This is a genomic window from Streptomyces sp. NL15-2K (genome assembly GCF_030551255.1).
Taxonomy (GTDB): domain Bacteria; phylum Actinomycetota; class Actinomycetes; order Streptomycetales; family Streptomycetaceae; genus Streptomyces.
This window is the reverse complement of the sequence record NZ_CP130630.1, coordinates 8309675-8335966: the sequence shown is the minus strand read 5'-3', so window position 1 is coordinate 8335966 and position 26292 is coordinate 8309675. Positions and strand designations below refer to the sequence as shown.

22 protein-coding genes and 5 tRNA genes are annotated in these 26292 nt (G+C 70.4%); 11 read left to right on the top strand and 16 right to left on the bottom strand.

Annotated elements, in window-relative coordinates; all coding sequences use genetic code 11:
- Nucleotide 1: 1 nt before the first annotated feature.
- The 7 genes from Q4V64_RS37540 to Q4V64_RS37510 form a co-directional block, all read right to left on the bottom strand.
- Nucleotides 2-484, bottom strand: a complete 483-nt coding sequence (locus tag Q4V64_RS37540; RefSeq protein WP_253266855.1) for a DUF4188 domain-containing protein — start codon at nt 482-484, stop codon at nt 2-4.
- A gap of 160 nt (nt 485-644) precedes the next feature.
- Nucleotides 645-717, bottom strand: a tRNA-Glu gene (locus Q4V64_RS37535).
- A 28-nt stretch (nt 718-745) separates the two neighbouring features.
- Nucleotides 746-817 (bottom strand) — tRNA-Gln (locus tag Q4V64_RS37530).
- A 20-nt stretch (nt 818-837) separates the two neighbouring features.
- Nucleotides 838-910: transfer RNA gene (locus tag Q4V64_RS37525), tRNA-Glu, on the bottom strand.
- Between the two features lie 29 nt (nt 911-939).
- A tRNA-Glu gene (locus tag Q4V64_RS37520) sits at nt 940-1012 on the bottom strand.
- A gap of 22 nt (nt 1013-1034) precedes the next feature.
- Nucleotides 1035-1106 (bottom strand) — tRNA-Gln (locus Q4V64_RS37515).
- A 90-nt stretch (nt 1107-1196) separates the two neighbouring features.
- Nucleotides 1197-1928 carry an HAD family hydrolase gene (locus tag Q4V64_RS37510; RefSeq protein ID WP_124438973.1) on the bottom strand — a complete coding sequence of 244 codons (732 nt, stop codon included), beginning with the start codon at nt 1926-1928 and terminating at the stop codon, nt 1197-1199.
- A 111-nt stretch (nt 1929-2039) separates the two neighbouring features.
- Between Q4V64_RS37510 and Q4V64_RS37505 the strand changes: the two genes are divergently transcribed.
- Nucleotides 2040-2324: a hypothetical protein gene (locus Q4V64_RS37505; protein WP_124438974.1), complete on the top strand. Its 285-nt coding sequence runs from the start codon at nt 2040-2042 to the stop codon at nt 2322-2324.
- Between the two features lie 59 nt (nt 2325-2383).
- On the opposite strand, the gene gltX is transcribed toward Q4V64_RS37505, so the two are convergent.
- From gltX to Q4V64_RS37490, 3 genes are all read right to left on the bottom strand, one after another.
- Nucleotides 2384-3877, bottom strand: a complete 1494-nt coding sequence (gene gltX, locus Q4V64_RS37500) for a glutamate--tRNA ligase (protein WP_124438975.1) — start codon at nt 3875-3877, stop codon at nt 2384-2386.
- Nucleotides 3861-4637: a fumarylacetoacetate hydrolase family protein gene (locus tag Q4V64_RS37495; protein WP_124438976.1), complete on the bottom strand. Its 777-nt coding sequence runs from the start codon at nt 4635-4637 to the stop codon at nt 3861-3863. Before Q4V64_RS37495 ends, gltX begins: the two co-directional genes overlap by 17 nt.
- A 439-nt stretch (nt 4638-5076) precedes the next feature.
- On the bottom strand, nt 5077-5265 hold the full coding sequence (locus Q4V64_RS37490) for a hypothetical protein (RefSeq protein ID WP_172629105.1): 189 nt from the start codon (nt 5263-5265) through the stop codon (nt 5077-5079).
- Between the two features lie 601 nt (nt 5266-5866).
- Here Q4V64_RS37490 and Q4V64_RS37485 point away from each other — a divergent pair.
- The 8 genes from Q4V64_RS37485 (at nt 5867) to Q4V64_RS37450 (ending at nt 16554) form a co-directional block, all read left to right on the top strand.
- Complete coding sequence (locus tag Q4V64_RS37485) at nt 5867-9745, top strand: nitrate- and nitrite sensing domain-containing protein (RefSeq protein WP_124438977.1); 3879 nt, start codon at nt 5867-5869, stop codon at nt 9743-9745.
- Nucleotides 9746-9754: 9 nt separating this feature from the next.
- The gene (locus Q4V64_RS37480; protein WP_124439103.1) at nt 9755-10168 is read left to right on the top strand and encodes a roadblock/LC7 domain-containing protein; all 414 of its coding nucleotides are present in this window, start codon (nt 9755-9757) and stop codon (nt 10166-10168) included.
- A gap of 110 nt (nt 10169-10278) precedes the next feature.
- Complete coding sequence (locus Q4V64_RS37475) at nt 10279-10674, top strand: DUF742 domain-containing protein (protein ID WP_030611532.1); 396 nt, start codon at nt 10279-10281, stop codon at nt 10672-10674.
- Nucleotides 10655-11230 (top strand): ATP/GTP-binding protein, encoded by a 576-nt coding sequence (locus Q4V64_RS37470; RefSeq protein ID WP_124438978.1) that lies wholly within the window; start codon nt 10655-10657, stop codon nt 11228-11230. The genes Q4V64_RS37475 and Q4V64_RS37470 overlap by 20 nt, the downstream gene beginning before the upstream one ends.
- Before the next feature lie 389 nt (nt 11231-11619).
- Nucleotides 11620-14880 (top strand): nitrate- and nitrite sensing domain-containing protein, encoded by a 3261-nt coding sequence (locus tag Q4V64_RS37465; protein ID WP_124438979.1) that lies wholly within the window; start codon nt 11620-11622, stop codon nt 14878-14880.
- A 10-nt stretch (nt 14881-14890) separates the two neighbouring features.
- Nucleotides 14891-15304: a roadblock/LC7 domain-containing protein gene (locus Q4V64_RS37460; protein ID WP_004983065.1), complete on the top strand. Its 414-nt coding sequence runs from the start codon at nt 14891-14893 to the stop codon at nt 15302-15304.
- Nucleotides 15305-15401: 97 nt separating this feature from the next.
- Nucleotides 15402-15992 (top strand): DUF742 domain-containing protein, encoded by a 591-nt coding sequence (locus tag Q4V64_RS37455; RefSeq protein WP_124438980.1) that lies wholly within the window; start codon nt 15402-15404, stop codon nt 15990-15992.
- Nucleotides 15973-16554 carry an ATP/GTP-binding protein gene (locus tag Q4V64_RS37450; RefSeq protein WP_029183992.1) on the top strand — a complete coding sequence of 194 codons (582 nt, stop codon included), beginning with the start codon at nt 15973-15975 and terminating at the stop codon, nt 16552-16554. Before Q4V64_RS37455 ends, Q4V64_RS37450 begins: the two co-directional genes overlap by 20 nt.
- Before the next feature lie 310 nt (nt 16555-16864).
- On the opposite strand, the gene Q4V64_RS37445 is transcribed toward Q4V64_RS37450, so the two are convergent.
- The 5 genes from Q4V64_RS37445 to Q4V64_RS37425 form a co-directional block, all read right to left on the bottom strand.
- A complete protein-coding gene (locus Q4V64_RS37445; RefSeq protein ID WP_303713895.1) occupies nt 16865-17056 on the bottom strand; it encodes an acyl-CoA carboxylase subunit epsilon in 192 nt (63 codons plus the stop codon).
- A gap of 57 nt (nt 17057-17113) precedes the next feature.
- Nucleotides 17114-18697 carry an acyl-CoA carboxylase subunit beta gene (locus Q4V64_RS37440; RefSeq protein ID WP_124438983.1) on the bottom strand — a complete coding sequence of 528 codons (1584 nt, stop codon included), beginning with the start codon at nt 18695-18697 and terminating at the stop codon, nt 17114-17116.
- A gap of 154 nt (nt 18698-18851) precedes the next feature.
- Nucleotides 18852-21221, bottom strand: a complete 2370-nt coding sequence (locus Q4V64_RS37435; protein ID WP_124438984.1) for a polysaccharide lyase 8 family protein — start codon at nt 21219-21221, stop codon at nt 18852-18854.
- A 33-nt stretch (nt 21222-21254) separates the two neighbouring features.
- Nucleotides 21255-22109: an SDR family NAD(P)-dependent oxidoreductase gene (locus tag Q4V64_RS37430; RefSeq protein ID WP_124438985.1), complete on the bottom strand. Its 855-nt coding sequence runs from the start codon at nt 22107-22109 to the stop codon at nt 21255-21257.
- Nucleotides 22106-22237, bottom strand: coding sequence for a hypothetical protein (locus tag Q4V64_RS37425; protein WP_301184481.1), 132 nt, complete (start codon nt 22235-22237; stop codon nt 22106-22108). Before Q4V64_RS37425 ends, Q4V64_RS37430 begins: the two co-directional genes overlap by 4 nt.
- 202 nt (nt 22238-22439) lie before the next feature.
- On the opposite strand from Q4V64_RS37425, the gene hpnR reads away from it, so the two are divergent.
- Together hpnR and Q4V64_RS37415 are read left to right on the top strand one after the other, a co-directional pair.
- A complete protein-coding gene (gene hpnR, locus Q4V64_RS37420; protein ID WP_124439104.1) occupies nt 22440-23936 on the top strand; it encodes a hopanoid C-3 methylase HpnR in 1497 nt (498 codons plus the stop codon).
- Between the two features lie 13 nt (nt 23937-23949).
- Nucleotides 23950-24846 carry a DMT family transporter gene (locus Q4V64_RS37415; RefSeq protein WP_124438986.1) on the top strand — a complete coding sequence of 299 codons (897 nt, stop codon included), beginning with the start codon at nt 23950-23952 and terminating at the stop codon, nt 24844-24846.
- An 83-nt stretch (nt 24847-24929) separates the two neighbouring features.
- Here the strand turns inward: Q4V64_RS37415 and Q4V64_RS37410 are convergent, their stop codons facing one another.
- The gene (locus Q4V64_RS37410; RefSeq protein WP_124438987.1) at nt 24930-26267 is read right to left on the bottom strand and encodes a glycosyltransferase; all 1338 of its coding nucleotides are present in this window, start codon (nt 26265-26267) and stop codon (nt 24930-24932) included.
- Nucleotides 26268-26292: the final 25 nt, after the last annotated feature.

Sequence of the window (26292 nt, the reverse complement as noted above, 5' to 3'; positions counted from 1 at the left end):
CTCACTTCACCTTGAGTCGATCGGCCGCCCGGTCGCCGCGCCGGGCGACCGGCACGACTCCGGTGGCCCGGCCCAGGCCGAACTCGGGCATGTTCACGTAGACCGACTCGTAGGACCCGGCGGGCACGACGTACGTCTCGTGCCAGAAGCCGACCTTTCCCCTTCCCGCGCGCAGCCGCCGGTTGAAGGCGGCCCAGGCCGGGCGGTGCCGCTTGTCCGGCGCCGAGGCGTACGCGAGGAGCTTCTCCTTCGAGTCCCAGTACTGCACGAGGTACACCACTCGCGGGAAGCCCAGCAGGTACTGGTACTCCAGCAGTCCGTCGCCCTTCTCGCGCGAGAGCTCCGCGAGCATGGCGGGCATGGCCCTGGCGACCGGCCACCAACTCCGCGGCGACATGAAGCTGTTGAAGCGCATCCCGATGAGGAAGACGACGATCTCGTCCTCGCTCGCGGCGGTCATGCGCCCTTCGATCGGTTTGCTCATGATGTCCCCCATCCACCATCGCTGGATAGCATCGCTATCCACCCTTGGATAGTGCCACTCCCCAAGAGAGGGCGCAAGCGATGAATTGGACACCCGTGCGGCGTCGAGGACTTGGACACGCCGATGGGCCCCCACCGAAGTGGAGGCCCATCGATCTACGTACCCCCGACCGGATTCGAACCGGCGCTACCGCCTTGAGAGGGCGGCGTGCTAGGCCGCTACACAACGGGGGCGTGGACTCTGCGTTTCCGCAGGTCCGAGCTGGTCTACCTGGACTCGAACCAAGACTAACTGAACCAGAATCAGTCGTGCTGCCAATTACACCATAGACCAATGTGGTTTAGACCAGTCAGTACCCCCGACCGGATTCGAACCGGCGCTACCGCCTTGAGAGGGCGGCGTGCTAGGCCGCTACACAACGGGGGCCCTAGCGATCCCGAGAAGATCGGAATCAGTACCCCCGACCGGATTCGAACCGGCGCTACTGCCTTGAGAGGGCAGCGTGCTAGGCCGCTACACAACGGGGGCTTTTGCAGATGAGCTCTGCGAGCTGGCCTACCTGGACTCGAACCAAGACTAACTGAACCAGAATCAGTCGTGCTGCCAATTACACCATAGGCCACTGGAACGCAAGCCCCTGAGGGGATCTTGTTCTAGCTTGCTCCTCCGGGTCCGGCCTTTCGGCCCGATCCGCGGCGGCGCAGGAAGAACATTACCCGAAGGTGGACGGGGCTCCAAAACGACTATCCGTGCCGAGGAGTGCCGGTAGTTCGGTGAGGGAGGCGATCCGGTGCGGTCCGGCGGGTGCGTCGACGCCGGTGTACACCCCGTCCCGGTTGATCCACACCGACAGCAGTCCGGCGTCGGCGGCACCCCGTCCGTCGATCTCCGGATGGTCGCCCACGTACGCCACTTGGTGCGGCGCGAGCTCCAGCGCGTCGCAGGCCGCGTGGAAGGCGCCGGCCTCCGGTTTGGACATGCCGAGCTCCGCTGCGCACAGGATGACCTCGAAGCGATCGTGCACGCCGAGCACGCGCAGCTTGCGGTCCTGAACGTGAATACTCGAGTTGGACAGCACGGCGTGTCGGTGGCTCACGGCGAGGGCGTCCAGGACCGGCAGGACGTCCGGGAAGAGGGCCCACACGGACTCGTAGTGCGTGATGTACCGCGCGAACCACGCGTCGGCGTCCGTGTCGCTCAGCTGCTCGCCCAGGAAGACCCGTACGCGGTCCCTCCGCTGCCCCTCGAAGCTCACCTCACCCGCCGCGAAGCGCGCCCACTGGGCGTCGGTGACCTGCCGCCACCGCAGAAGGGCCTGCTCCGGAGTCTCGTCTCCGGTGAGCAGGCCCTCGGCGGCCAGGTGACTGCGCATGCCCTCGCGGTCCGCGGTCGTGTAGTCGAAGAGGGTGTCGTCGACGTCCCAGATCACGGCTCGGATGCTCATGATCTGACGGTAACCCGGTGCCGGTGACCTCGTCCGTCGCTTTCCGGAGCCCCCGCAGCCCGGCATGCCGTAATTTGGTGGGACCGACGAGCGAAAGAGCGAGCCACAGCCATGACCGAGTACCGCGTCCAGTTCACCGTCGAGGCCCGCGCGGCGTACGACGCTCTGCCCGGAGAACGTCAGGCCCAGTTGGACAGGGCTGTGCGGATACTGGCCCGTGACCCCTTCCGCAAGCACTCGACCGCTCAGCTGGGTCCTGACGAGAATCTGCGCAAGGCGTACGTGGCCCCCGGTGTGGTGCTGGAGTACATGGTGGCCGGCGCGATCATGGTCGTCGTCGTTGTGGAGATCTTCGACGAGAGCGCCTACCTGATCGACGAGAACGACGCCGTATGACGAATGTCGTGAGGGGCGGCCCCCGGTGACCCGGGTGCCGCCCCTCACGCGTGCCCGGGTTACGCCGCGAGCCTCGCCAGCGCCGCGTCGATCCGGGTCAGCGTCTTCTCCTTGCCCAGGACCTCCAGGGACTCGAAGAGGGGCAGGCCGACCGTGCGGCCGGTGACGGCCACGCGGACCGGGGCCTGGGCCTTGCCGAGCTTGAGGCCGTGGGTCTCGCCGGCGGCCAGGACGGCCTCCTTCAGGGAGTCCGGGGACGTCCAGTCGGCCGACTCGAGCTTCTCACGAGCGGTGCGCAGGAGGGCGTCCGAGCCTTCCTTCATGGCCTTCGTCCAGGACGGCTCGTCGAAGACCGGCTCCGGGAGGAACAGGAAGTCGACGTTGTCCGTGATCTCGGAGAGGACCTTGAGACGGGTCTGCGCGTGCGGGGCGATCGCCTGCCACTTCACCTCGTCGAAGGCCTCCGGGGCCCACGGCGCGAACGGGGCCTGGAGCCACGGGCGGCAGCGCTCCGTGAAGTCCTTCACGTCCAGCAGGCGGATGTGGTCGCCGTTGATCGCCTCGCACTTCTTCAGGTCGAAGCGGGCCGGGTTGGGGTTCACGTCCGCGATGTCGAAGGCCGCGATCATCTCGTCCATCGTGAAGATGTCCTGGTCGGCGGAGAGCGACCAGCCGAGGAGGGAAAGGTAGTTGAGGAGGCCCTCGGGCAGGAAGCCGCGCTCGCGGTAGAGGTTCAGCGACGACTGCGGGTCCCGCTTGGAGAGCTTCTTGTTGCCCTCGCCCATCACGTACGGCAGGTGGCCGAAGGACGGGATCTGCTTTGCGACGCCCAGCTCCATCAGCGCCTTGTACAGGGCGATCTGACGGGGCGTCGAGGACAGCAGGTCCTCGCCGCGCAGGACGTGGGTGATCTCCATCAGGGCGTCGTCGACCGGGTTGACGAGCGTGTAGAGGGGCGCGCCGTTCGCGCGGACGATGCCGTAGTCCGGGACGTTCTCCGGCGTGAACGTCAGCTCGCCGCGGACCAGGTCCGTGAAGGTGATCGTCTCGTCGGGCATGCGGAAGCGGACGATCGGGGTGCGGTCCTGGGCCTGGTACTCCGCGACCTGCTGTGCGGTCAGGTCACGGCAGTGGCCGTCGTAGCCGGACGGCCGGCCTGCGGCGCGGGCGGCCTCGCGGCGGGTGTCCAGCTCCTCCTGGGAGCAGTAGCAGTAATAGGCGTGACCGCCCTCGATCAGCTTCTGCGCGACGTCCTTGTACAGGTCCATGCGCTGCGACTGGCGGTAGGGCGCGTGGGGGCCGCCGACCTCGGGGCCCTCGTCCCAGTCGAAGCCGAGCCAGCGCATCGAGTCGAGGAGCTGCTCGTAGGACTCCTCGGAGTCGCGGGCCGCGTCGGTGTCCTCGATACGGAATACGAATTGAGCACCGCTGCCCTGGTGGTGCCGGGCGAACGCCCAGTTGAACAGGGCCGTGCGGACCAGGCCCACGTGGGGGTTACCGGTGGGCGACGGGCAGAAACGTACGCGGACGGGTGCGCTAGCCACGCTTGACAACCTTGTTGGTGAGAGTGCCGATGCCTTCGATGGTGACGGCGACCTCGTCGCCGACGGTGAGGGGCCCGACGCCTGCCGGGGTGCCCGTGAGGATCACGTCGCCGGGGAGCAGCGTCATGGCCTCGGAGATGTTCACGATCAGATCCTCGATCGGGTGGATCATCTCGCTGGTCCGGCCGAGCTGGCGCTGCTGGCCGTTGACCGTGAGCTGGATCGTTAGATCGCTCGGGTCCAGGTCGGTCTCCACCCAGGGGCCGAGCGGGCAGGAGGTGTCGAAGCCCTTGGCCCGCGCCCACTGCTTCTCGCGCTTTTGGACGTCGCGGGCGGTGATGTCGTTGGCGCAGGTGTAGCCGAGGATGACGTCCTTGACGCGCTCGCGCGGGACCTCGCGGCACATGCGGCCGATGACGACGGCCAGTTCGGCCTCGTGGTGCAGGTCCGCGGAGAAGGTGGGGTACTGGATCTCGTCGCCGGAGCCGATCACCGAGGTGGACGGCTTGAAGAAGGCGAACGGGGCGTCGGGCACCTCGTTGCCGAGTTCTTTCGCGTGCTCGGCGTAGTTGCGGCCGAAGGCCACGACCTTGTTGGGCAGCACCGGTGGCAGTAGCCGTACCTTGCTCAGCGGGACCTTCGTACCGGAGAGCTCGAAGTCCGCGAACGGGATGCCCTTGATGATGTCGAGGACGAGTTCGTCCGGCCTGTCACCCTCGACCGCGCCGAAGGCGACGTTCCCGTCGATGGAGAATCTGGCGATGCGCACGGGATCCTTGCGCCCCTCACTGAGCTGGCTGGAGTCTGACGCTCCAGGCTAGCGCGGCTGGGCCTGTCCGGCGGATCAGGCCGGAGGAAAGCGGCGTTGCCCCATGAACGCCGGTGAGCGGGGTCTGGTGCGTGCGGCTGCAAGTCGGAGGAGGCTGTGACATCAGCCGCTGCCGCGGCGGGCGGCGCGATGGGGGTCCCCCGCTCGAGCGAAGTCGAGAGTGGGGGGGATGGGGGTGCCCGCGCGAGCCCTGTTCGAGCGTGGGGAGCGTGACGAGAACGCGGCAGATGGGCGCCCGCCGCGAGCGGCTGGTGTCACTGCGCGCCCGCGTCTGCGGCAGGATCCGCCGGACAGGCCCGAGCGGCGGGCGCCTCGCGCATCTGCGCTGGGCGCCCTTGACATCGCTGTGGGCCTTGGTGATCTACTCCTGCTTGGTGATCTACTTCTCGGCGGAGGCCGCGGCGGGGATCTCCATGAGCACGGTGCGCCGGGGGTTGGCGGTCTGCTCGGGGAGGGCGACGGAGTGCTCCGGCTGTTCCGGGATCCGCAGTTCGTCGGCGTCCTTCAGGTGCGCCAGCGTCGTGCGCCGCGGGTTGGCGATCTTGTGGAACATCATCGTCGTCTTCACGGTTGTGCGAGATCCTGTCCTGTGCGGGCGCCGGGAGGGTCCAAGGACCTCCGGACCGGCGCGGGTTGTCGGATTTGCCATCTCTGTAAAGCGTCAGGCTAAACATGCAATTCCCCTGCGCCGCGCACAGACTCAATGATCCGCGTGTGAGTTTGCTCACGAGGGTATGGGCAAAGCGGTCAAATCGAACCTACGTATCACCCCAACGAAACGGACATTAGGCCCCTGAAGCCATCATTCCGCTCCTGATCATGGCGACTGGGACACCCCTCCGTTCCGGGTGACTCGCGGGTAAAAGTCCGTTATGAAGCGGATCCCTTTCTACGACCGGTGACGCACCACTCACGTGGTGTCACGTATGTCACGGCATGGCCTACGGGCCTTGTTGGAGATCCGGCACTGTGCTGGAATTCCACGGACCGCCGCAGGAATCGAGCCGGCGCACAGGGGGCGCAGAGAAGCGCCGAGTGGCGGCGAGACAGGGGGAGCCAGCGCCGGTTACTCACGACCATCAGGGTGCGTATTCAGGACGCCCCCTACGACGCCGACACCGTCCTTCCGTTCACGCGGAGGGGCGCCTGGTCCAGAGGTTGCGACGCTAGTGCAGGGACGTTTCAAGAGGGATGGCAGCGCTTCGGCGGAGTCGGAGCCGCACGGCGGGACCGACCGCGGTTCCTCGCCCCAGCACGCCCAGAACCCGGGCCCGGGCCCGTCGGGCGACGGGGGTGAGCGCTCCGGGCGCCTCGGCGCGTCGGCACCCTCGGGGTCTGCCGGCCCCGCCGCTCCGACCGTGCCGGTGAAGCCGCCGAAAGGCCCGTCCGGCCCCGGTCCGCGAATAGCCCTGCGCAACTGGCGCATCTCCACCCGTCTGGTGGCGCTGCTGACGCTCCCGGTGGTCGCGGCCACCTCGCTGGGCGCGCTGCGCATCAACCAGTCCATGGACGACATCCAGCAGCTCGACAACATGAAGCTGCTGACGGAGATGACCAAGCAGGCCACCGAGCTGGCCGCGGCGCTCCAGGAGGAGCGCGACCAGTCGGCCGGCCCCCTGGCGCACGGCGCGAAGGCGACCGACTACACGGTCAAGGGCTACCGGGACAAGACGAACCGTGCCGTGACCGCCTTCCAGGACGCCGCCGAGGAGGTCGACGCCTCCAACCGGGACGGCAACCTCCAGGGCGTCCGCGAGAGCCTGGTCGGCCTCGTCCGCGACCTGGCCGGCCTGTCGGCGATCCGCAGCAACGCTTACGAGACCAAGAACAACGCCTCCCAGACGGTCGAGGGCTACCACCGCCTCATCACCCACCTGCTCGACCTCTCGCAGGACATGGCGGAGGCCACCTCCAACCCCGAGATGATCCAGCGCACGCGCGCCCTGTCGGCCTTCTCGTCCGCCAAGGAGTACGCCTCCATCCAGCGCGCGATCCTCGCGGCGGCGCTGCCCGCCAGCAACACCTCCCCGGGCAACCTCTCCGAGAGCGACCGGCTCTACGCCGAGGGCGCTCTGCAGAGCGGGCAGTCCGAGCTCTCCAGCTTCCGCAGCATCTACGGCACGGAACAGGCTCCCGAGCTCCTCAAGCCCATCGAAGAGGGCAACCCCACCATCCAGGACACCGACCTCTACGCCGGCCGCGCCTTCGGCCGGACGGACGGCCTGGCCGGTCTGGACAAGCGTTCCTACAAGGACTGGGTCGACGACAGCTCGACCAAGATCGACCAGATGGGCAACATCGAGCACACGCTGCTCGAGGACATGGAGCAGAAGGCCCGCCAGCTGCGCAACGAGTCCGAGCAGGAAGCGATCATCTCCGGTGCGCTGATCCTGCTCGTGCTCGGCGTCTCGCTGGTCGGCGCGTTCGTCGTGGCCCGGTCCATGATCCGCTCGCTGCGCCGCCTGCAGGAGACCGCGACCAAGGTCGCGCAGGACCGGCTGCCCGAGCTGGTCAAGCAGCTGTCGGAGTCCGACCCGCAGGACGTCGACACCTCCGTGGAGTCGGTCGGTGTGCACTCCCGGGACGAGATCGGCCAGGTGGCCGCGGCCTTCGACGACGTGCACCGCGAGGCGGTCCGCCTCGCCGCCGAGCAGGCCCTGCTGCGGGGCAACGTCAACGCGATGTTCACCAACCTCTCGCGCCGCTCCCAGGGTCTGATCCAGCGCCAGCTGTCGCTGATCTCCGAACTGGAGTCCCGCGAGGCCGACCCGGACCAGCTGTCCTCGCTGTTCAAGCTGGACCACCTCGCCACCCGTATGCGCCGGAACGGCGAAAACCTCCTCGTCCTCGCGGGCGAGGAGCCCGGCCGCCGCTGGACCCGCCCGGTCCCGCTGGTCGACGTGCTGCGTGCCGCCGCGTCCGAGGTGGAGCAGTACGAGCGCATCGAGCTGGCCTCCGTGCCCACCACCGAAGTGGCCGGCCGCGTGGTCAACGACCTCGTGCACCTGCTCGCCGAGCTGCTGGAGAACGCGACCTCGTTCTCCTCCCCGCAGACCAAGGTCAAGGTCACCGGTCACGCACTGCCCGACGGCCGTGTGCTGATCGAGATCCACGACACCGGTATCGGCCTCTCCCCCGAGGACCTCGCGGCGATCAACGAGCGGCTCGCCTCGCCGCCCACCGTGGACGTCTCGGTCTCCCGCCGCATGGGTCTGTTCGTGGTCGGCCGCCTTTCGCAGCGCCACGGCATCCGCATCCAGCTGCGCCCCTCCGACTCCGGCGGTACGACCGCGCTGGTCATGCTGCCCGTCGACGTCGCCCAGGGCGGCAAGAAGCCGCAGCCCAAGCCGGGTCAGGGCGCCGCTTCCGGTGGCGGTGCCGCCGCGGCGGCCGCCGCCGGTGTGGCAGCCGCCCGGCGCGGAAACGGTCAAGCAGGCGGTGGCGCCCTCGGCGGCGCCCCGGCAAGTGCCGGTGCTCTCGGTGCACCGCCCTCGGGTGGTCGGCTCAATGCCGGTCAGGGCCCGCGGGCCGCGCTGCCCGGACGTGACGGCGGCGGTCGCCCGGGTGCCCCCGGTGGAGCGCGCGGACCGCTGGGTCCCGGCGCGCCGCAGCAGGGCCGTCCGGCTCCGGCCGGCGCGGGCGCCGGTTTCGGCGGCCAGGCGCCTGGTGCCCCGCAGGGCCTGCAGGCCGCGGGCACGGGAGCGCCGCAGGGCCAGGACGCCTTCGGGGGCGGCCGTGGCGCCGCGCCCGGTCAGGCGCAGTCGTCGAACTCGGCGGGCGAGCAGCAGGGCCGGCGCCGTCGGCCGCAGCTGCCGGGGCGCGGCGGCCCGCGGGCCGAGCTGCCCGGTGGCAACCAGCAGCCCCGCGTGCCCAGCTGGAGCGACGAGAACGCGCAGCCGCCGGTGCCGCGCGCCTCGCTGGACGCCCCGCGCGGCCACGACGAGCAGGGCCCGGAGCAGACCTCGCCGATGCCGCGGATCGACGACCGGCAAGGTCCGGGCGCGACGTCGGAGATGCCGGCGATCCCGCCGCGGCCCGACGACCGTATGGGCCCCGGCTCCACGTCCGAGTTCGCCCGCCCGGACTTCGACGCCCCGGCTCCCGGCAACCCGCAGAGCTCCGGCCAGTACCCGCGCCCGGGTGCGAACGGCGTGCAGAACTCCGGTCAGTTCGTCCGCTCGGACGTCTTCGGCGCACCGACCGGGCGGACCAACCCGCCGGCCCCTTCCACGCCGTCGACCACGGGCCAGTTCTCGGTCCCGCAGGCCTACGACAACGGCTCCACCGGCCAGTTCCCCCGGCCGGGCCAGGACAGCAACTCCACCGGCCAGTTCAACCGGCCCGGCCAGGACAGCAACTCCACCGACCAGTTCCCCACTCCGGGCTACGACAACGGCTCCTCCACGGGTCAGTTCGAGCGCCCGCAGGTCAACGGCACGCACGGCGCCGACTTCGGTGCCCCGCGTCCGCCGGCCCCGCAGCGTCCGCAGCAGCGGCCCGCCGCCCGTCCGGAGCCGACCGACAGGGGCGCCGCGCAGCGACCCGACGAGGGTCGGTCGGGCGACGGGTGGGAGCTGCCGCCCGCCGGTCCTGGGGACGGTCGTACTCCGCTGTACGACACGCTGGAGACGAACTGGTTCCACGGTCAGGGTCAGCAGGGCCAGCAGGACCGGGAGCAGAGCAACGGCTCGGCTCCGGCTCCGGCGGCCCCGCAGCAGCCGCAGGCTCCCGCGGCCCCTCAACGTCCCGTCGCCAGCTCCTGGCGCAGCTCGCCGAACGACGAACTCGTCCGGCAGGCAGAGCGCGTACGGCAGCCGGCCGCGGGCGGCGTCACCACCTCCGGCCTGCCGCGCCGGGTGCCCCGGGCGAACCTCGTCCCGGGCACGGCTCAGCAGCAACAGCACCAAGCCGGTCCGCAGGTCTCGCGTGCGCCTGACGACGTACGCGGCCGGCTGACCAATCTCCGTCGGGGCATCGCGCAAGGTCGACAGGCCGGTACCGGCCAGACCGGCAGCTTCCCGAGCCCCACTCACCAGCAGGAGCGTTAGTTGAGTCCGATGAGCCAGGCGGCACAGAATCTCAACTGGTTGATCACCAACTTCGTGGACAACACCCCCGGGGTGTCCCACACCGTCGTCGTGTCCGCCGACGGCCTCCTGCTGGCAATGTCCGAGGGTTTCCCCCGCGACCGTGCCGACCAGCTGGCGGCCGTCGCGTCGGGACTGACGTCACTGACAGCCGGTGCCTCCCGGATTTTCGAGGGCGGCACCGTGGCACAGACGGTCGTCGAGATGGAGAGGGGGTTCCTCTTCCTCATGTCCATCTCGGACGGGTCGTCCCTGGCCGTTCTAGCCCACCCCGACTGCGACATCGGCCTCGTCGGCTACGAGATGGCGCTCCTGGTCGACCGCGCGGGCGCAGTACTCACGCCCGACCTGCGCGCCGAGCTCCAGGGCAGTCTGCTCCACTGATTCAGCAGGATCCACCCGCCTCACCAAATCACCGTCCGGCCGCCACAATCCCCCCACCGGCCATGTCAGACGGCTTGACTGCCCGACTTGCTGTCCCGCCCGGAGGATTCATGACCCCGCCCACCGCCTCTCATGATCCGTACGCGGAGCCGTACGAGGATGAGGGCGACCAGCCGCTGGTACGCCCCTACGCGATGACCGGCGGCCGGACCCGGCCGCGCTACCAGCTCGCCATCGAAGCCCTGATCAGCACCACGGCCGACCCGGCGGCGCTCATGGGGCTGCTCCCTGAGCACCAGCGGATCTGCCACCTGTGCCGCGAGGTGAAGTCGGTCGCCGAGGTCTCGGCGCTCCTGGCCATGCCGTTGGGCGTGGCCCGCATTCTCGTCGCGGACCTCGCGGAGGCCGGACTCGTCGCCATCCACCAGCCGGGCGGCGACGAGAGCACCGGCGCTCCGGACGTGACACTGCTCGAAAGGGTGCTCAGTGGACTACGCAAGCTCTGACGGAGGCCGGGCGACCACCTCCGCCAAGATCGTGGTGGCGGGCGGCTTCGGCGTGGGCAAGACCACGTTCGTCGGCGCCGTCTCGGAGATCAACCCGCTGCGCACAGAGGCCGTGATGACGTCCGCGAGCGCGGGCATCGACGACCTGACCCACACCGGGGGCAAGACGACCACCACGGTCGCCATGGACTTCGGCCGCATCACGCTCGACCAGGACCTGATCCTCTACCTCTTCGGTACGCCGGGCCAGGACCGCTTCTGGTTCATGTGGGACGACCTGGTGCGCGGCGCCATCGGTGCCGTCGTCCTGGTGGACACCCGACGCCTCGCCGACTGCTTCCCCGCGGTCGACTACTTCGAGAACAGCGGCCTGCCCTTCGTCGTCGCCCTCAACGGCTTCGACGGGCACCAGCCGTACGCGCCCGAGGAGGTGCGCGAGGCCCTGCAGATCGGCCCGGACACCCCGATCATCACGACGGACGCCCGGCACCGTTCCGACGCCAAGAGCGCGCTGATCACGCTGGTGGAGCACGCGCTCATGGCACGGCTGCGCTAAAACCCAAGTCGGCAGTGCCGTACGGCAGTTGTCGTAGTCGCTCCGGAGCCGGCTGTGTCCTTTGACACGGTCGGCCCGAGTGTTCATAACGTTTCGGCAGAGGAATCGGATGGTACGGCCACGCGTCGCGGTCAACCGGTGCCGCTGCGCGCACAAAAGCCCCGTCTTTTGACGGGGCTCGCTCTTTATGACCGTTTTATCTGGGGCTTACATCACTTCGAATCCCTGCACTCCACTGTTTGGAGGTGTACAGGCCGACGTGCTGGAATGCCTGAACTGCCCAATAGTCAAAGACGTACTCACAGTCGATGACGAACTGGGCGACGAACTGGGCTCTGAGACACTGCGGCACAAAGTAAGGTGCCGACCGCCGGAAGGTTGTTGGTCGAGTGAGGCGAAGCAAGAACGGTCCCGAGCCGTCGGCACGGGGCAACTTCACCCCGCCGCCGCGCGGAGCGGCGCCTGCCCCTGTGCCCGGTTCGGAGCAGACGGCCGCGCCCGCATCCGGCGGCGGTCGTTTCTCCCCGCGCAACTGGCGGGTGCCGACCCGGCTGAACGCGATCCTGCTCATACCCGTGCTGGTCGGCCTCGTCATGGGCGGCTTCCAGGTGAAGGGCTCGATCGACACCTGGCAGGAGGCCGAGGACGCGGAGAACACCGCTCGTCTGGTGCGCGCGGCGCTGACCTACAGCAACGAGCTGCTCGTCGAGCGTGACGTCACCGCCGCCCCCCTGCTGGAGGGCAAGGGCCAGGACGACGCGACCGTCGTCCAGGCCCGCCGGAACACGGACCGGGCCGCCGACGCCTTCGACGAGGCCGCCAAGAGCATGCCGGACCGGCCCAACCTCGAGCGGCGCCTCGCCCGCTTCCGCGAGGTGGAGCCGGGGCTGGCGAAGCTCCGCGCGGCCGCCTACGGCCCCAGCCTCACGGGCGTGAAGACCGAAGAGGGTTACGTCGACGTCGAGCACAAGCTGCTCGAGTTCTCCAACGAGCTCGGCCTGGGCACCGGCAACATCACCAGCTACGGCCGCACGGTCTACGCCATCTCGCTCACCAAGGGCGCTCTGTCTCTGGAGCGCTCCATCGGCATGCACCTGCTGATCAAGCCGGGCACCAGCGCCGCGAGCCTGGCCCAGCAGCGCGTCGCCCTGACCTCGTACGCCTACCTGGAGGGCATCGCCATCCAGGAGTACGAGAGCGGCGGTACCGCGCAGGACATCGCCAAGCTGGACGCGGCCAAGAAGCAGATCCAGGCCGACGGCACGGCCATGGCCCAGAAGGCCGCCCAGGAGGCCAGGGCCAAGGGCGAGACCTACGTGCCGCCGCCGTCCGACCCGACCGACATGATCAAGGCCATGTCGGCGCTGGAGAGCACGGACGCCTCCGAGCGTGAGGCCCTCGCCCGGAAGGGCATCACCGCGGAGAACTGGTGGGCGGTCAACACCCTGAAGTTCAACGCCTACCACCAGATCGAATCCGAGCTGACCGACACCGCGGTGAACGAGGCCGCCGGCATCTCCGACAACGCCCGGCGCGACGCCTTCATCACCGGTGCCGCCGTCGTGTTCGCGCTGCTCGCCGCCTACATCCTGGCCGGCATGGTGGCCCGCCAGATGAGCCGCGCGATGCGCCAACTGCGCAACGCCGCCTTCGGCATCGCCGAGCAGCGCCTGCCGATGCTGGTCGACCAGCTCTCGCGCACCGACCCCGGCCGCGTCGACACCCGCGTCTCCCCGATCCCGATCACCACCAAGGACGAGATCGGCGAGGTCGCCCGGGCCTTCGACCAGGTCCACCGCGAGGCCGTCCGGCTCGCCGCCGAGCAGGCCCTGCTGCGGGGCAACATCAACGCGATCTTCACCAACCTGTCGCGCCGCAACCAGTCGCTGATCGAGGGCCAGCTGACCCTGATCACCGACCTGGAGAACAACGAGGCCGAGCCGGACCAGCTGGAGAACCTCTTCAAGCTGGACCACCTGGCCACCCGTATGCGCCGCAACGGCGAGAACCTCCTGGTCCTCGCCGGCGAGGAGCCCGGCCGCCGCTGGGACCAGCCGGTCCCGCTGGTCGACGTGCTGCGCGCCGCCTCCTCCGAGGTGGAGCAGTACGAGCGCATCGAGCTGTCCGGCGTCCCGGAGGCCGAGATCCACGGCCGCGCCGTGACCGACCTCGTGCACCTGCTGGCCGAGCTCCTGGAGAACGCCACCACGTTCTCCTCACCCCAGACGAAGGTCCGCGTCACCGCGACCCGTCTCCCCGACGGCCGCATCATGATCGAGATCCACGACAAGGGCATCGGCCTCACCGCCGAGGACTTCGCGGACATCAACCACAAGCTGGCCAACCCGCCGACCGTGGACGCCGCGATCTCCCAGCGCATGGGCCTGTTCGTGGTCGGCCGGCTGTCCGACCGGCACGGCATCCGCGTCCAGCTGCGCCCCTCCGGCGAGCAGGCCGGCACGACCTCGCTGGTCATGCTGCCCGACGCGATCACGCACGGCGGTGGCGGCGACCAGCAGCCCGCCGGTGACGAGTTCACCGTCTCGCAGATCATCCCGGAGCAGAACTTCCAGGGCGAGAACTTCAACAACGGCCTGCCGATGCGTACGGCGGCGGAGCTCGGCTTCGACGACAGCCGCTACACCGAGGTGCCGGACGACATACGCGAGCTGGACCCGGTGGGCCGCTCCCTGATGCGCGAGGAGCGCCGCGCGGCCCTGGAGGCCCAGAACCCCGGCCAGCAGGGTCAGGAGACGCCAGGCGGCTACGCCGATGGCTTCGACGCCGGGCCCGGCTACCAGGAGCAGCAGCCCACCGGCTACGACCAGCAGGCGCAGACGTCGTACGAGGAGCGGCAGCAGGCGTCGTACGAGGAGCAGCAGCGCACCGCCTACGAGGAGCCGCAGCGGCCGTCGTACGACGAGTCGTACTACGCGCCGAACGGCGGTCTGCCGCAGAACGACACCTTCTCGTCCAACGGCGGCTACCCCGAGCCCCCGTATGCGGAGCAGGGTCAGGAGGAGCCCGCACCGGCCCACTCCGCCGCCCCGGAGTCCTTCCCGGCCTTCGAAGAGCGGCGCTACCAGGATGACTGGCCGCAGCAGGACGGCTACCGGAACGGGTACCCGGACCAGTACGCTCCCGAAGCGGAATCTGCGCAGGCCGCTGACGTGAGCGAGCAGAACCGCGTAGGCTTCGACCGTCCGGGGCCGACCCCCTCCGCCGCTCACGACATGACCGACGCCGGGCTCCCGCGCCGCGGACCCACCGCGAGCGGCACGGGCGGCGCGCGGCACGTGAACCACGAGCCGTCGGCTTCCGCACCGGAGAGCAACGGCAGCGGCGACTGGCGCTCGTCCAACGACGCTCGGTGGCAGCAGGCCTCGCAGCTCCGGAAGCCCAAGGCGGGCGGGGTGACCTCCTCCGGCCTGCCGCGGCGGGTACCCAAGGCCAACCTGGTCGAGGGAGCCGCCGAAGCCACCCCCCAGGGAGGCCCACAGGTCTCCCGCGCTCCCGAGGACGTCCGGGGCAGGCTGAGCAACCTGCGCCGCGGTGTCCAGCGGGGACGCAACGCAGGTAGTGAAACGAACGGCCAGGCCACTAGGAATCAACACAGTGGTCCTGACAGCACCTACAACCAGGAGCGTTAGTGTGAGCCCGATGAGCCAGGCGGCACAGAACCTGAACTGGTTGATCACCAATTTCGTGGACAACACCCCCGGGGTGTCTCACACGGTGGTGGTCTCCGCCGACGGACTCCTTCTGGCGATGTCCGAAGGCTTTCCCCGCGACCGCGCCGACCAGCTCGCGGCCGTCGCCTCCGGTCTGACCTCACTGACCGCCGGCGCCTCGCGCATCTTCGAGGGCGGCAGCGTGAACCAGACGGTTGTGGAGATGGAGCGAGGATTCCTCTTCATCATGTCCATTTCCGATGGTTCCTCGCTCGCGGTTCTCGCACATCCGGAGGCGGACATCGGTCTCATCGGGTACGAGATGGCGCTTCTGGTGGACCGTGCCGGTACGGTCCTGACGCCCGATCTGCGGGCGGAGCTCCAAGGGAGCCTGCTCAACTAACAGACAGACGGTGCGTTTTGGCGTCCCGTGGCCGTAAGGTTTCGGGACGCGGCTCCACAGTGATGGGTGCCCCGGCACAGTCGGAGGAGGAAAGAAAGTGGCAACACCCCCAGGCGGTTCACCTTCGGGCAACTGGTCGTACGGCCCTGCCCAGGGCCAGGGCGACGGTTCCCAGAACCCGAACCGTTACAACTTCCCCTCCGCACCGAGCCATCGGCGGCAGCCGTACGCACCCCAGGGCCCGCAGGGTCCCGGGCCGTCGCCGTACGACCAGCCGCCGGCTCCACGCATCCAGCCGGTGCAGCCGCAGCGACGCGCCCCCGAGCCGGCGCCCGCAGGGTCGTCGAACAACCCGCTGGTGCGTCCGTACGCCATGACCGGCGGACGGACCCGCCCGCGTTACCAGCTCGCCATCGAGGCGCTGGTGCACACCACCGCGCAGCCGCACCAGATGCAGGGCCAGCTGCCCGAGCATCAGCGGATCTGCAACCTCTGCCGTGAGATCAAGTCGGTAGCCGAGATCTCGGCCCTCCTGACAATCCCTCTCGGCGTGGCCAGGATCCTCGTCGCCGACTTGGCGGAGGCGGGCCTGGTCGCCATCCATCAGCCCGGCGGCGACGAGAACGCCGGCGGCCAGCCAGACGTGACTTTGCTCGAAAGGGTGCTCAGTGGACTTCGCAAGCTCTAGCGGAGGGCCTTCCCGCTCCACCACGTCCGCGAAGATCGTGGTGGCGGGCGGCTTCGGCGTGGGCAAGACCACGTTCGTCGGCGCCGTCTCGGAGATCAACCCGCTGCGCACAGAGGCCGTGATGACGTCCGCGAGCGCGGGCATCGACGATCTCACCCACACCGGGGACAAGACGACCACCACGGTCGCCATGGACTTCGGCCGCATCACGCTCGACCAGGACCTGATCCTCTACCTCTTCGGTACGCCGGGCCAGGACCGCTTCTGGTTCATGTGGGACGACCTGGTGCGCGGCGCCATCGGCGCGATCGTCCTGGTGGACACCCGGCGCCTCGCCGACTGCTTCCCCGCGGTCGACTACTTCGAGAACAGCGGCCTGCCCTTCGTGATCGCCCTCAACGGCTTCGACGGCAACCAGCCGTACTCGCCGGACGAGGTCCGCGAGGCGCTCCAGATCGGCCCCGACACCCCGATCATCACGACGGACGCCCGCCACCGCGCGGACGCCAAGTCGGCGCTGATCACGCTGGTGGAGCACGCGCTGATGGCGCGGCTGCGGTAGTCGCCTGTACGTGGTGCAGGGCCCTCTCCGCGTGGAGGGGGCCCTGCGTCTTTGTCGAGGCGTCTTTCGAGCTTGCCTTGGTCGGCCCTAGTGCCCCGGCAGGCAACGTTCGCCCGTTAAGGAGCGGCGTCCGGTGCGTGCTCTCGGCGTGCCGGCCGAAAGCCCTCGTACTGGACGTACTTGGGCTTTCGGCCGGTGCGGCGAGAGTGCGTGCCGGGCGTCGCGACGGGGCGAATGTTGCCTGCCGGGGCACTAGGGACGCGGAAGGGCCCCTCTCCTGCGAGAGGGGCCCTTCCGCGTCGTAGGGGGCTCAGCGCCAGCTGTGCGGGGCGCGGAAGCCGGGCTCGCGCTCCAGGCGGCGCCAGCCGGCCTTGGCGCGGCCTCGGTGGGCCGGGGTGGTGGACGGCTGGGCGGCGGCGCGGGCCAGGAGGATCGCCGTGATGGCGGCGACTTCCTCGGGCTCGGCGTGGCCCTTCTCGACACGGATGTCAGGGTTGTTCATGAGCGTCAGTCTCCCTGAGAGAGGTTTCCGCGGGGGTACCGCGCAGGATCCACTGGGTTACTGCGGGGGGTTGCCGTGTTTGCGGGAGGGCAGGTCGGCGTGCTTGGTGTGCAGCATCGCCAGGGACTTGATCAGCACCTCGCGGGTCTCGGCGGGGTCGATGACGTCGTCGACCAGGCCGCGCTCGGCCGCGTAGTACGGGTGCATCAGCTCGGACTTGTACTCCTTGACCATCTTCTGGCGCATGGCCTCGGGGTCCTCGGCGTCGGCGATCTGCCGGCGGAAGATGACATTCGCCGCGCCTTCCGCGCCCATCACCGCGATCTCGTTCGTCGGCCAGGCGTAGGTCAGGTCCGCGCCGATGGACTGGCTGTCCATGACGATGTAGGCACCGCCGTACGCCTTGCGCAGGATCAGGGAGATCCGGGGCACGGTGGCGTTGCAGTACGCGTACAGCAGCTTCGCGCCGTGCCGGATGATCCCGCCGTGCTCCTGGTCCACGCCCGGCAGGAAGCCGGGCACGTCCAGGAACGTGACGATCGGGATGTTGAACGCGTCGCACATCTGCACGAACCGTGCGGCCTTCTCGGACGCCTCGATGTCCAGCACCCCGGCCAGGCTCTGCGGCTGGTTCGCCACGATGCCCACCACCTGGCCGTCCAGACGGGCCAGCGCGCAGATGATGTTACGCGCCCACCGCTCGTGGACCTCCAGGTAGTCGCCGTCGTCGACGATCTCCTCGATCACCTTCGCCATGTCGTACGGCCGGTTGCCGTCCGCCGGGACCAGGTCGAGAAGGACGTCCGAGCGGCGGTCGGCGGCGTCGGTGACCTCCACCCGCGGCGGGTTCTCCCGGTTGTTCTGCGGCAGCATCGACAGCAGGTAACGCACCTCCGCCAGGCACGTCTCCTCGTCGTCGTAGGCGAAGTGGCACACACCGCTCGTCTCGGCGTGCACGTCCGCGCCACCGAGGCCGTTCTGGGTGATCTCCTCGCCCGTCACCGCCTTGACCACGTCCGGGCCGGTGATGAACATCTGCGAAGTGTCACGGACCATGAACACGAAGTCCGTCAACGCCGGCGAGTAGGCCGCCCCACCCGCGCACGGGCCCAGCATGACGCTGATCTGCGGGATGACACCGGACGCCTTGGTGTTGCGCTGGAAGATGCCGCCGTAGCCCGCGAGCGCGGACACGCCCTCCTGGATGCGGGCACCTGCGCCGTCGTTGAGCGACACCAGCGGCGCACCGGCCGCGATGGCCATGTCCATGATCTTGTGGATCTTCGTGGCGTGGGCCTCGCCCAGCGCCCCGCCGAAGATGCGGAAGTCATGGGCGTAGACGAAGACCGTCCGGCCCTCCACCGTGCCCCAGCCGGTGATCACACCGTCCGTGTACGGCTTCTTCGCCTCCAGCCCGAACCCGGTCGCCCGGTGCCGCCGCAACTGCTCGACCTCCCGGAACGAACCCTCATCGAGCAGCAGCTCGATCCGCTCCCGCGCGGTCAGCTTGCCCTTGGCGTGCTGCGCCTCGGTCGCCTTCTCGCTCGGGCCGGCCAGCGCCTGCGCACGGATCTCGTGCAGCTCGGCCACCCGGCCGCGCGCGTCCGTCGGCTCACCCGGCGCCTCATCCAAAACGGTCATGTAGTGACCTTACGAAGCGCGGCAGGGATTGCGAGCCGTCGACTCCGAACAGTGTCCGGCCCGTTTTCCTGGTACCCCTGAACAGAACCTGGGCGGCATGCAGCCGTTCCGACTGCTCAGAGGGCGTCGCGCTTGTAGGGGTCGTACAAAGTCGTCACATGAGAGCCGCCTCACATTCATGCGTCGCGCATGCCTTCCCCGGAGTGACGCGGAGGCGCAGTCGGCGGCCCGTCTCCACCACTTCCACGGTGTCGTCGGCCCGGACGACTCCGCGTACCGGGTGGTCCCAGATGATCTCCAGGGGTTCGCCCGTTCGGGGTGGTTCGCTGACGCAGAGCGTAGCCGTACGGCCGCTGCGGCGGACCAGCACGCTCGCGCCCGCGGACGCGGTCAGTGGGCCAGCCGAAGCGGCCTGCCAGAAGTTGGCGGCGGTCAGGTGGAGGGAGGGGACGTGGACGGCCTGGCACCGGCTGTCGTTGGCGAGGATCGACAGCCAGTGGCGGTCGGCGGCGCGGGCGGCGACCGTACGAAGGGACGCGCCGGGCATGAGCACGTAGACGTACGAGGCGTCCGTGGGGTCGGTGCCGTGGCTCAGCAGGAGGGTCTGCCAGCGGCGGGTGCGGCGCTCGGTCGTACCGCTGGTGTTGATGTCGGACCAGGCGCCGGTGCGGTCCTCGCGGAGGGTCCGCAGCTTTCCGTCGGGCACGATCCAGCCGCCGTGGTCCTCCAGGTGGGCCCAGCCAGGGCCCCGTACGAAGGACTGCGTGCCGCCCTCCCCCAGGTTGCGGTTGTCGACGACCGTCTCGACGGGGACCCCGTCGGTGCAGGTGATGCCGGCGCCGAGGCAGATCACCGAGTCATCCACGCAGAACCACGATGTGCGGGCATCCAGGGTGGAGTCCAGCCCCTTGAGGTGCTGGCCGATCGCCGCGTACTCGCCGTCGGTGGTACCGCCGACCCACCGTGCGTCCGGTTTGGGCTCGCCCCATTCGCCGCCCGCCCGGTCGGGGAGCCGCTTGGTGGAGACGGTGGTGCCGGGGAGGCGGTACCAGTCGACGGTGGGCCAGTACCAGTCCGTGTACTGGTCACCGCGGCCGCCGGGCCACCAGTACAGCATTCCGGCGCCGGTGTGCCAGCCCCGTGGGTTCTCGCCGTTGCCGCACTCGTAGTACGCGATGCGGTCGCTGGCCATGGCGATGTTCGCGGTGAAGCCGGGGCGGCGGTGGACGGCTCGGTCCATGGCCGGGAAGAGGCGGTGGCCGGTGGGTTCGGGCGCGGCCGGGAGCGGTGATGCGGCGACCCTGTGCAGCCGGGCGAGGTCGGCCACGTCGAACTGCGGGGCCGTCAGGACCGGGGAAACAGTGTCCCGTTCGATCCAGCCCTTGATGCGTGCGTGCCAGCTGTCGCGTTCCCTCGCGCTCGCTCCGTCGGCGAGCAGGGCGATCGCCGCGATGATCCCCTGCCCGTGGTAGTGGTCGCCGCGCAGGACGTGACGGTCGTCGCTCTTGAGGTGACCGCGGCTGATGGCACGGCCGTTGACGCTGTCCATCACCAGGCCGTCGTGGATCAGCGGCGCGTAGGCGTGCTCGACGCTGTCGAGGACGATCTGCCGGTGGGGGTCGGTCACCTCCCAGGCGGATCCGGCGAGCAGGGCGAAGAGGCGGCCGAGTCCGTCGAGCATGACCTGGCCGTACGTCCCGGAGTAGGCGACCCAGGTGTGCTGGACGAAGGAGCCGTCGGCGTAGAGGCCGTCGCCCGTCGTGACGTACGGGAAGACCGGTGAGAGCGCGTCCCGGGCGAGGGCGATCTTGGCGGGTGTCCGGCCGAGGATGCCGCGCAGGGCGACGGAGCGGCACAGGTCGACGCGGTTGGCGCCGGTGGAGGTGCCGGAGTAGTCGGTGAGCATCGTGGCCGGGACGAAATGGTCGACGGCGGCGCAGGCGGCGGCTCGTCGGGCGTCGGTGAGCTGGTCGTGGAGGGCGGCCGTGATGTCCATCAGGAGGCGGGGGCTGCCGATCTGCCATTCCCACCAGTTGCCGTAGCGGGTGGTGGACGGGTTGTAGACCGTGGCGGAGAGGTGGTCGAGGCCGCGGAGGATGCCGGTCAGGAGGGCTGGGTCGGCGGTCGAGCCGGTGCCGGGCTGGACGTACGCGCGGGTCATGGTCCACAGGCGGGCGTAGCTGCGGGTGATGCCGGCGGGCGGGTCGTAGGCGAGGCCGGGCCAGAGGGAGGTGGCGGTGGGGGCCATGGTGGCGCCGAAGCCGCGGGCGAGTTCGCCGGTCTGGGCGAGGCGGGAGGCGTACGGCTCGGCGGTGGGGTCGTAGCCGGTGCCGAGGGCGATGTCGAGCCAGCGTCGGCGGAGGGTGTCGTACGGGTCGGCGTCGGCCGTGCGGGGGAAGGTGCGGGAGGAGTGCGGCGTGGCACCGGACGCCGCCGCCAGGACCGCCGCGAGCAGGACGGCCCGGCGGGTGAGGCGGGGCGCCCGGTGCGCGCGGAACGGGAAGGCACGACGCTGTGGGGTCATGACCTGCCTTCTACCGGCTGAAGCGGCCTCACGTCAGCCGAAGCGGTGCAGCAGTCGGCGGTACAGCGAGGGGGCGAGGCCGCGCACCCGGCCCGGGAGCGTCAGCCAGCCGGGCACGTACACGTCGTCACGGCCGAGCCGTACGGCGTCCCAGACCGCGCCGGCGACGCGGCCGGGCGAGGTGGGGCGGGGCCGGGACCGCTGGTAGGGGGTGCCGCGCCGGTCGAAGAAGGCCGTGTCCACGGGCCCGGGCGTCACGAGCGTCACGCCCACGCCGGTCCCCCGCAGTTCCTGCCGCAGCGCCTCGGCGAACGCGGCCACCCCCGACTTGGCGGCGGAGTACACCGCTTCGTTCCGCACGCCCACACAGCCCGCGACCGAGCCGACGAGCACCACACGCCCCCGGCCGGCCGCCACCATGGCGGGCAATACCTCCCGTACGAGGTGGAGGGTGGCCGTGAGGTCCACGTTCAGCACCTGGTCGATGGCGGCGGGCGGCATGGTGACGAAGGGGCCGGCCCAGCCGATGCCCGCCCCGGCGACGAGGGCGTCGATCCTGCCGGTCGCGCGCAGCGCCGACTCGGCCAGCAGCCGTGGAGCGTCCGGGGCGGCGAGGTCGGCGGGCAGGACGACGGCCGAGGTGCCGGCGGCCGTCTCCTCCAGAGCGTGCCGGTCCCGCCCGCTGAGGACCAGCCGCCAGCCGCCCGCGGCGAAGCGCCGTGCCGTGGCGGCGCCGATGCCCGAGGAGGCCCCGGTGACGAGGGCCACGGGCGTGTCCCGGCGCGGCGTCACCCGGTGCTCCCGGGCCGCGGACGAGCTGGTTGCGACGAGACGGCGTACGGCGCCCTTCTCGGGGTCGTAGGTGGAGCCGGAGCCGGTGTGGGTCACGAGTCGGTCTCCCTGCGCTGTCTTCCGGATCCTCGGTGCTCGATACGGATCCGCTGCTTCCAGAACACCGCTTCCCCGGTCTCCCGCGCCAGTTCTGACCGTGCGTCCAGGGCGAGCTCATCCGACACGACGCCCGTTCCTCCGGGGCCGGTCTGCGGGGCAGGCGCGCCTTCGGTCCCGTATCCGACGCGGCAGGACCACTCCTGCGGGCCGCTCGGTGCCGCCATGCGGCGGTACGGGCGGTGCGCGGCGCGGGTTCGCCGGATACGAAGGGGGCACCTTCCGTTCCGGTTCCTCCGGTTCCGTCCCGCTCCCGTGGCGAGGTTGACCATGCGTGTGCTGCTCGTCCACCCAAGCGCCCTGATGTACTCCGAGATCTTCCTGCGGCTCGAACCCCTCGGCCTGGAGCGGGTGGCGGGCGCCGCCCGTGACGCCGGCCACGAGGTCCGCGTCGTGGATCTCCAGGTGCTCGGCCGGGACCGGCTGCGCGGCGAGGTCGCGTCCTTCCGGCCGGAGGCGCTCGGCGTCTCGCTGAACTACCTGGCCAACATCCCGGAGGCGATCGAGCTGGCCGCGGACGTCAAGCGGGCCGTACCGGGCTGCTTCGTGTTCTTCGGCGGCCACAGTGTGTCCTTCGTGGCGGAGGATGTCCTGGAACAGGCGAAGGGCGCGGTGGACGCGGTGGTCCGCGGCGAGGGCGAGCCGGTGGTCGCCCCGTTGCTGGAGGCGGTCCGCGACGGAGGGGTGGACGGCGTCCCGGGGATCGTCACCCCGGCCGGCCGGGGCCCCGCGCCGCTCATGCTGCACAGCATCGACGCCCCACTCCCGGCGCGGGACCTGATGCGGAGCCGCCGCCGGTACTTCATCGGCGAGCTCGACCCGTGCGCCTCCATCGAGTTCACCCGCGGCTGTCCGTGGGACTGTTCGTTCTGCTCCGCGTGGACGTTCTACGGCCGCAGCTACCGCAAGGCGTCGCCCGAGGCGGCGGCCGAGGACCTGGCGCGGATCCGTGAGCCCAACGTGTTCATCGTCGACGACGTCGCCTTCATCCGGCCCGAGCACGGGAACGCGATCGCCGCCGAGGTGGAACGCCGCCGGATCCGCAAGCAGTACTACCTGGAGACACGCAGCGACGTGCTGCTGCGCCACCCCGAGGTCTTCGAACGGTGGGCGCGGCTGGGGCTGCGCTACATGTTCCTCGGGATGGAGGCCATCGACGCGGAGGGGCTGGAGCTGTACCGCAAGAGGGTCAGCCCCGACGAGAACCTCCGGGCGCTGGAGACGGCGCGCAAGCTGGGCATCAACGTCGCTCTCAACCTGATCGTGGACCCGGCCTGGGACGAGGAACGCTTCCGGGTGGTCCGGGAGTTCGCGCTGTCCGTACCGGAGATCGTCCACTTCACCGTGATGACGCCGTATCCCGGTACGGAGATCTGGCACACGGAGTCGCGTCGGCTCACCACGCGCGACTACCGCCTCTTCGACATCCAGCACGCGGTGGTCCCCACAAAGCTTCCCCTGGAGCGCTTCTACGAGGAACTCGTGCGCACCCAGGCGGTGATCAACCGCAAGCACCTGGGCCTGCGGAACGCGTTCGGCGCGGCGCGCATCCTCGGCCGCAACCTCCTGCACGGCCAGACCAACTTCGCCCGCATGCTGTGGAAGTTCAACCAGGTCTACAACCCGCGCCGCCAACTCGCCGACCACAGCCGCCCCGTCCGCTACGAACTCCCGCTCCCCCAGCACATCGACGTCGGGGACCGACGCGGGCTGTACGTACACACCCGGGGATCGACGCGGGCGCCGAGCCGGGCCGACACGGACTAGGACAGGTCCTGGCGTGCCGGTCGCCGTTGCCGCCGCGCTCGCCGCGGGTGTCTGTTTCGCCGTCGCGGGGGTGCTCCAGCAGTGGGCGGCCGGGGCACGGCCGGACGAGGAGGCGCTCACCTGGCGCCTGCTGGCCCATCTGGTACGGGACCGGTGGTGGCGGTACGGCATCGGGCTGGCCGTGCTCGCCTACGGCTTCCAGTCGCTGGCCCTGGCGTTCGGGCCGCTCAGCCTCGTGCAGCCGCTGATCGTCGCCGAGTTGATCTTCGCGGTCCCGCTGTCGGCGCGGCTGCACCGTATGGCACTGGGCCCTCGGGAGTGGCTCGGCACCCTCGCGGTGGCCGCCGGACTGGCGCTGGCCCTGGTCTCCGCGCGTCCGCACGGAGGCCGTCCCGGGGCGGCGGAACTGTCGTCCTGGCTGCTGATCCTGGGCGCGACCGTCGCCCTGGTCTGCGGTTCTCTGACGGCCGCGCGGTGGGTGTCCGGGCCGTGGCGGGCGTCGGCTACCGCGCTGGCGGCCGGAGCGGTCATGGGCGTCCAGTCCGTCCTGCTGGCCGCGACGGTGGACCGGTTCCGGCACGGGCCCCTCACCGCGCTGGCCTCCTGGCTGCCGTACGCGTTCGTCGTCGCGAGCGTGGGCGGGTTGCTGCTGATCCAGAGCGCCTTCCAGCAGGGCCCGCTGGCCGCGAGCATGACGGTGCTCGACGCCACGGAGCCGGTGGTGGCGGTGACGGTGGGCATGACGGTCTTCGGCGAGGCCATCCACACCGGCTGGCCGGTGAGCGCGATCACCGTCGCCGGGCTGGCCGTGGTGACCGCCGGGATCGCGACCCTGGACTCGTCGCCACTGGTGGCCGCACTGCATGACAGGAGATTCGACGGGGGTGGGGAGGGGAGCGGGGCGGGGTGACTGGGGTAATTGGCAGATCTGTTCCACCTCCACGAAGGAAAACCCCAGGTGATGCGGCCGTACCGGTGGAACAGATCTGCCAATCACCGGGTGAGCGTCCGGGGCCCCGCGCGGATCGCGTCGGACCACGCGGCGGGACGCCGGCCCGACGGGGCCCGTGGGAGCCAGACCGACAGGAGGTCCTCCGTCAGCACCCGGTCCCACGACGGGTGCGTCTGCCCGGCCGTGGCCGCCGCCCGGCGCCGCACCGCCGCCAGCAGCCACGGCCGGTCGACCAGCGCGCACAGGGCATCCGACCAGTCCCGCGGGTCGTCACGTCGTACGACGACGCCGTCCTGGCCCGGCGCGGCCAGCCACTGCGTGGTGCGCGCGTGCTCGGGCAGCACGACCGCCAGGCCGCTCGCCATCGCCTCGGCGACGACGTTGCCGCAGGTCTCCGTGCGGGACGGGAAGGCGAAGATGTCGCAGCCCGCGTACACCCGCGCCAGCCGGTCCTGCGGGAGCGGACCGAGCAGGGTGACGTCCGGACCGAGGGACCGTCGGACCTCGGCCGCCTCCGCGCCGGAGCCGGCCATGACGAGGTGCACCGCCCTCCCCCGCCGCCGCACCAGGCGCACGCTCTCCGCCAGCAACGGCACCCCCTTGGTGGCGTCCAGCCGGCCGGCGAACAGCACCAGCGGACGGTCCGTCGGCACGCCGTACTCCCCCGTGAGCCAGGCCCGGGCCGTGCCGTCGGGCCGGAAGCGCTCGTGGTCGACGCCGCGGCGGAGGAGGGAGACCCGGTGGGGGCCGAATGCCGGGGCCAGTTCCGCGCGGCCGGCCGGAGTGGGCACGAGAACCCGTGCGCAGCTGTCCAGCATCCGGTCACGCCGTCGGCGCAGCCAGGTCTCCACCCGCTCCGCCAGGAAATCGTCCACGGCCCGGTGCGTGCCGGGCAGCCACCGCTCGGCCAGGTAGCGGGCGTAGACCGAGGCCAGCAACGGCACGTCGGTGTGCACGGAGCCCACGAGTCGCGGCGCCCGGGCACCCTTGCGGGCCGCGCGCCGGGCGAGCCGGACGGCGGTGGCGGCGTAGGCGAAGTTGTGCGTCAGGTGCCAGACGTCGTGCCGCGGGAGCAGCGCGGCCAGGCGGGGGTGGTGGGGGGCGAGGTCGCAGATGTCCTCCGCGCCGTCCGCGGACATCAGCGCGGTCGTGCTGAGCACCGGCGGCAGCATGACGAGTCGTACGCGCGGCGAGAGGGTCTCGACCCGCTCCGGCTCGCCGAGGAAGTAGACGGTCAGATCAAGGCCCGGCCCGTCCGGGCCGCCGACTACGGGTTCCGGGAGTCGGGCGGCGCTCTCCGCGAAGCGCTCCCAGCACTTGACGTGGCCGCCTGCCGTGTCCGTGCGCAGCAGCTCGACCAGCACCGCGACCGAGGTCATGACCTCTGGATACCACCCCGGCCGG

Bases quoted from the DNA above. Each gene is read 5' to 3' on its own strand.
- Q4V64_RS37505 (WP_124438974.1), top strand. From the start codon at position 2,040: ATGACCGAGTACCGCGTCCAGTTCACCGTCGAGGCCCGCGCGGCGTAC.
- Q4V64_RS37445 (WP_303713895.1), bottom strand. From the start codon at position 17,056: ATGAACAACCCTGACATCCGTGTCGAGAAGGGCCACGCCGAGCCCGAG.
- Q4V64_RS37475 (WP_030611532.1), top strand. From the start codon at position 10,279: ATGACCCCGCCCACCGCCTCTCATGATCCGTACGCGGAGCCGTACGAG.
- Q4V64_RS37460 (WP_004983065.1), top strand. From the start codon at position 14,891: ATGAGCCAGGCGGCACAGAACCTGAACTGGTTGATCACCAATTTCGTG.
- Q4V64_RS37480 (WP_124439103.1), top strand. From the start codon at position 9,755: ATGAGCCAGGCGGCACAGAATCTCAACTGGTTGATCACCAACTTCGTG.
- Q4V64_RS37410 (WP_124438987.1), bottom strand. From the start codon at position 26,267: ATGACCTCGGTCGCGGTGCTGGTCGAGCTGCTGCGCACGGACACGGCA.
- hpnR (WP_124439104.1), top strand. From the start codon at position 22,440: ATGCGTGTGCTGCTCGTCCACCCAAGCGCCCTGATGTACTCCGAGATC.
- Q4V64_RS37540 (WP_253266855.1), bottom strand. From the start codon at position 484: ATGAGCAAACCGATCGAAGGGCGCATGACCGCCGCGAGCGAGGACGAG.
- Q4V64_RS37435 (WP_124438984.1), bottom strand. From the start codon at position 21,221: ATGACCCCACAGCGTCGTGCCTTCCCGTTCCGCGCGCACCGGGCGCCC.
- Q4V64_RS37440 (WP_124438983.1), bottom strand. From the start codon at position 18,697: ATGACCGTTTTGGATGAGGCGCCGGGTGAGCCGACGGACGCGCGCGGC.
- Q4V64_RS37510 (WP_124438973.1), bottom strand. From the start codon at position 1,928: ATGAGCATCCGAGCCGTGATCTGGGACGTCGACGACACCCTCTTCGAC.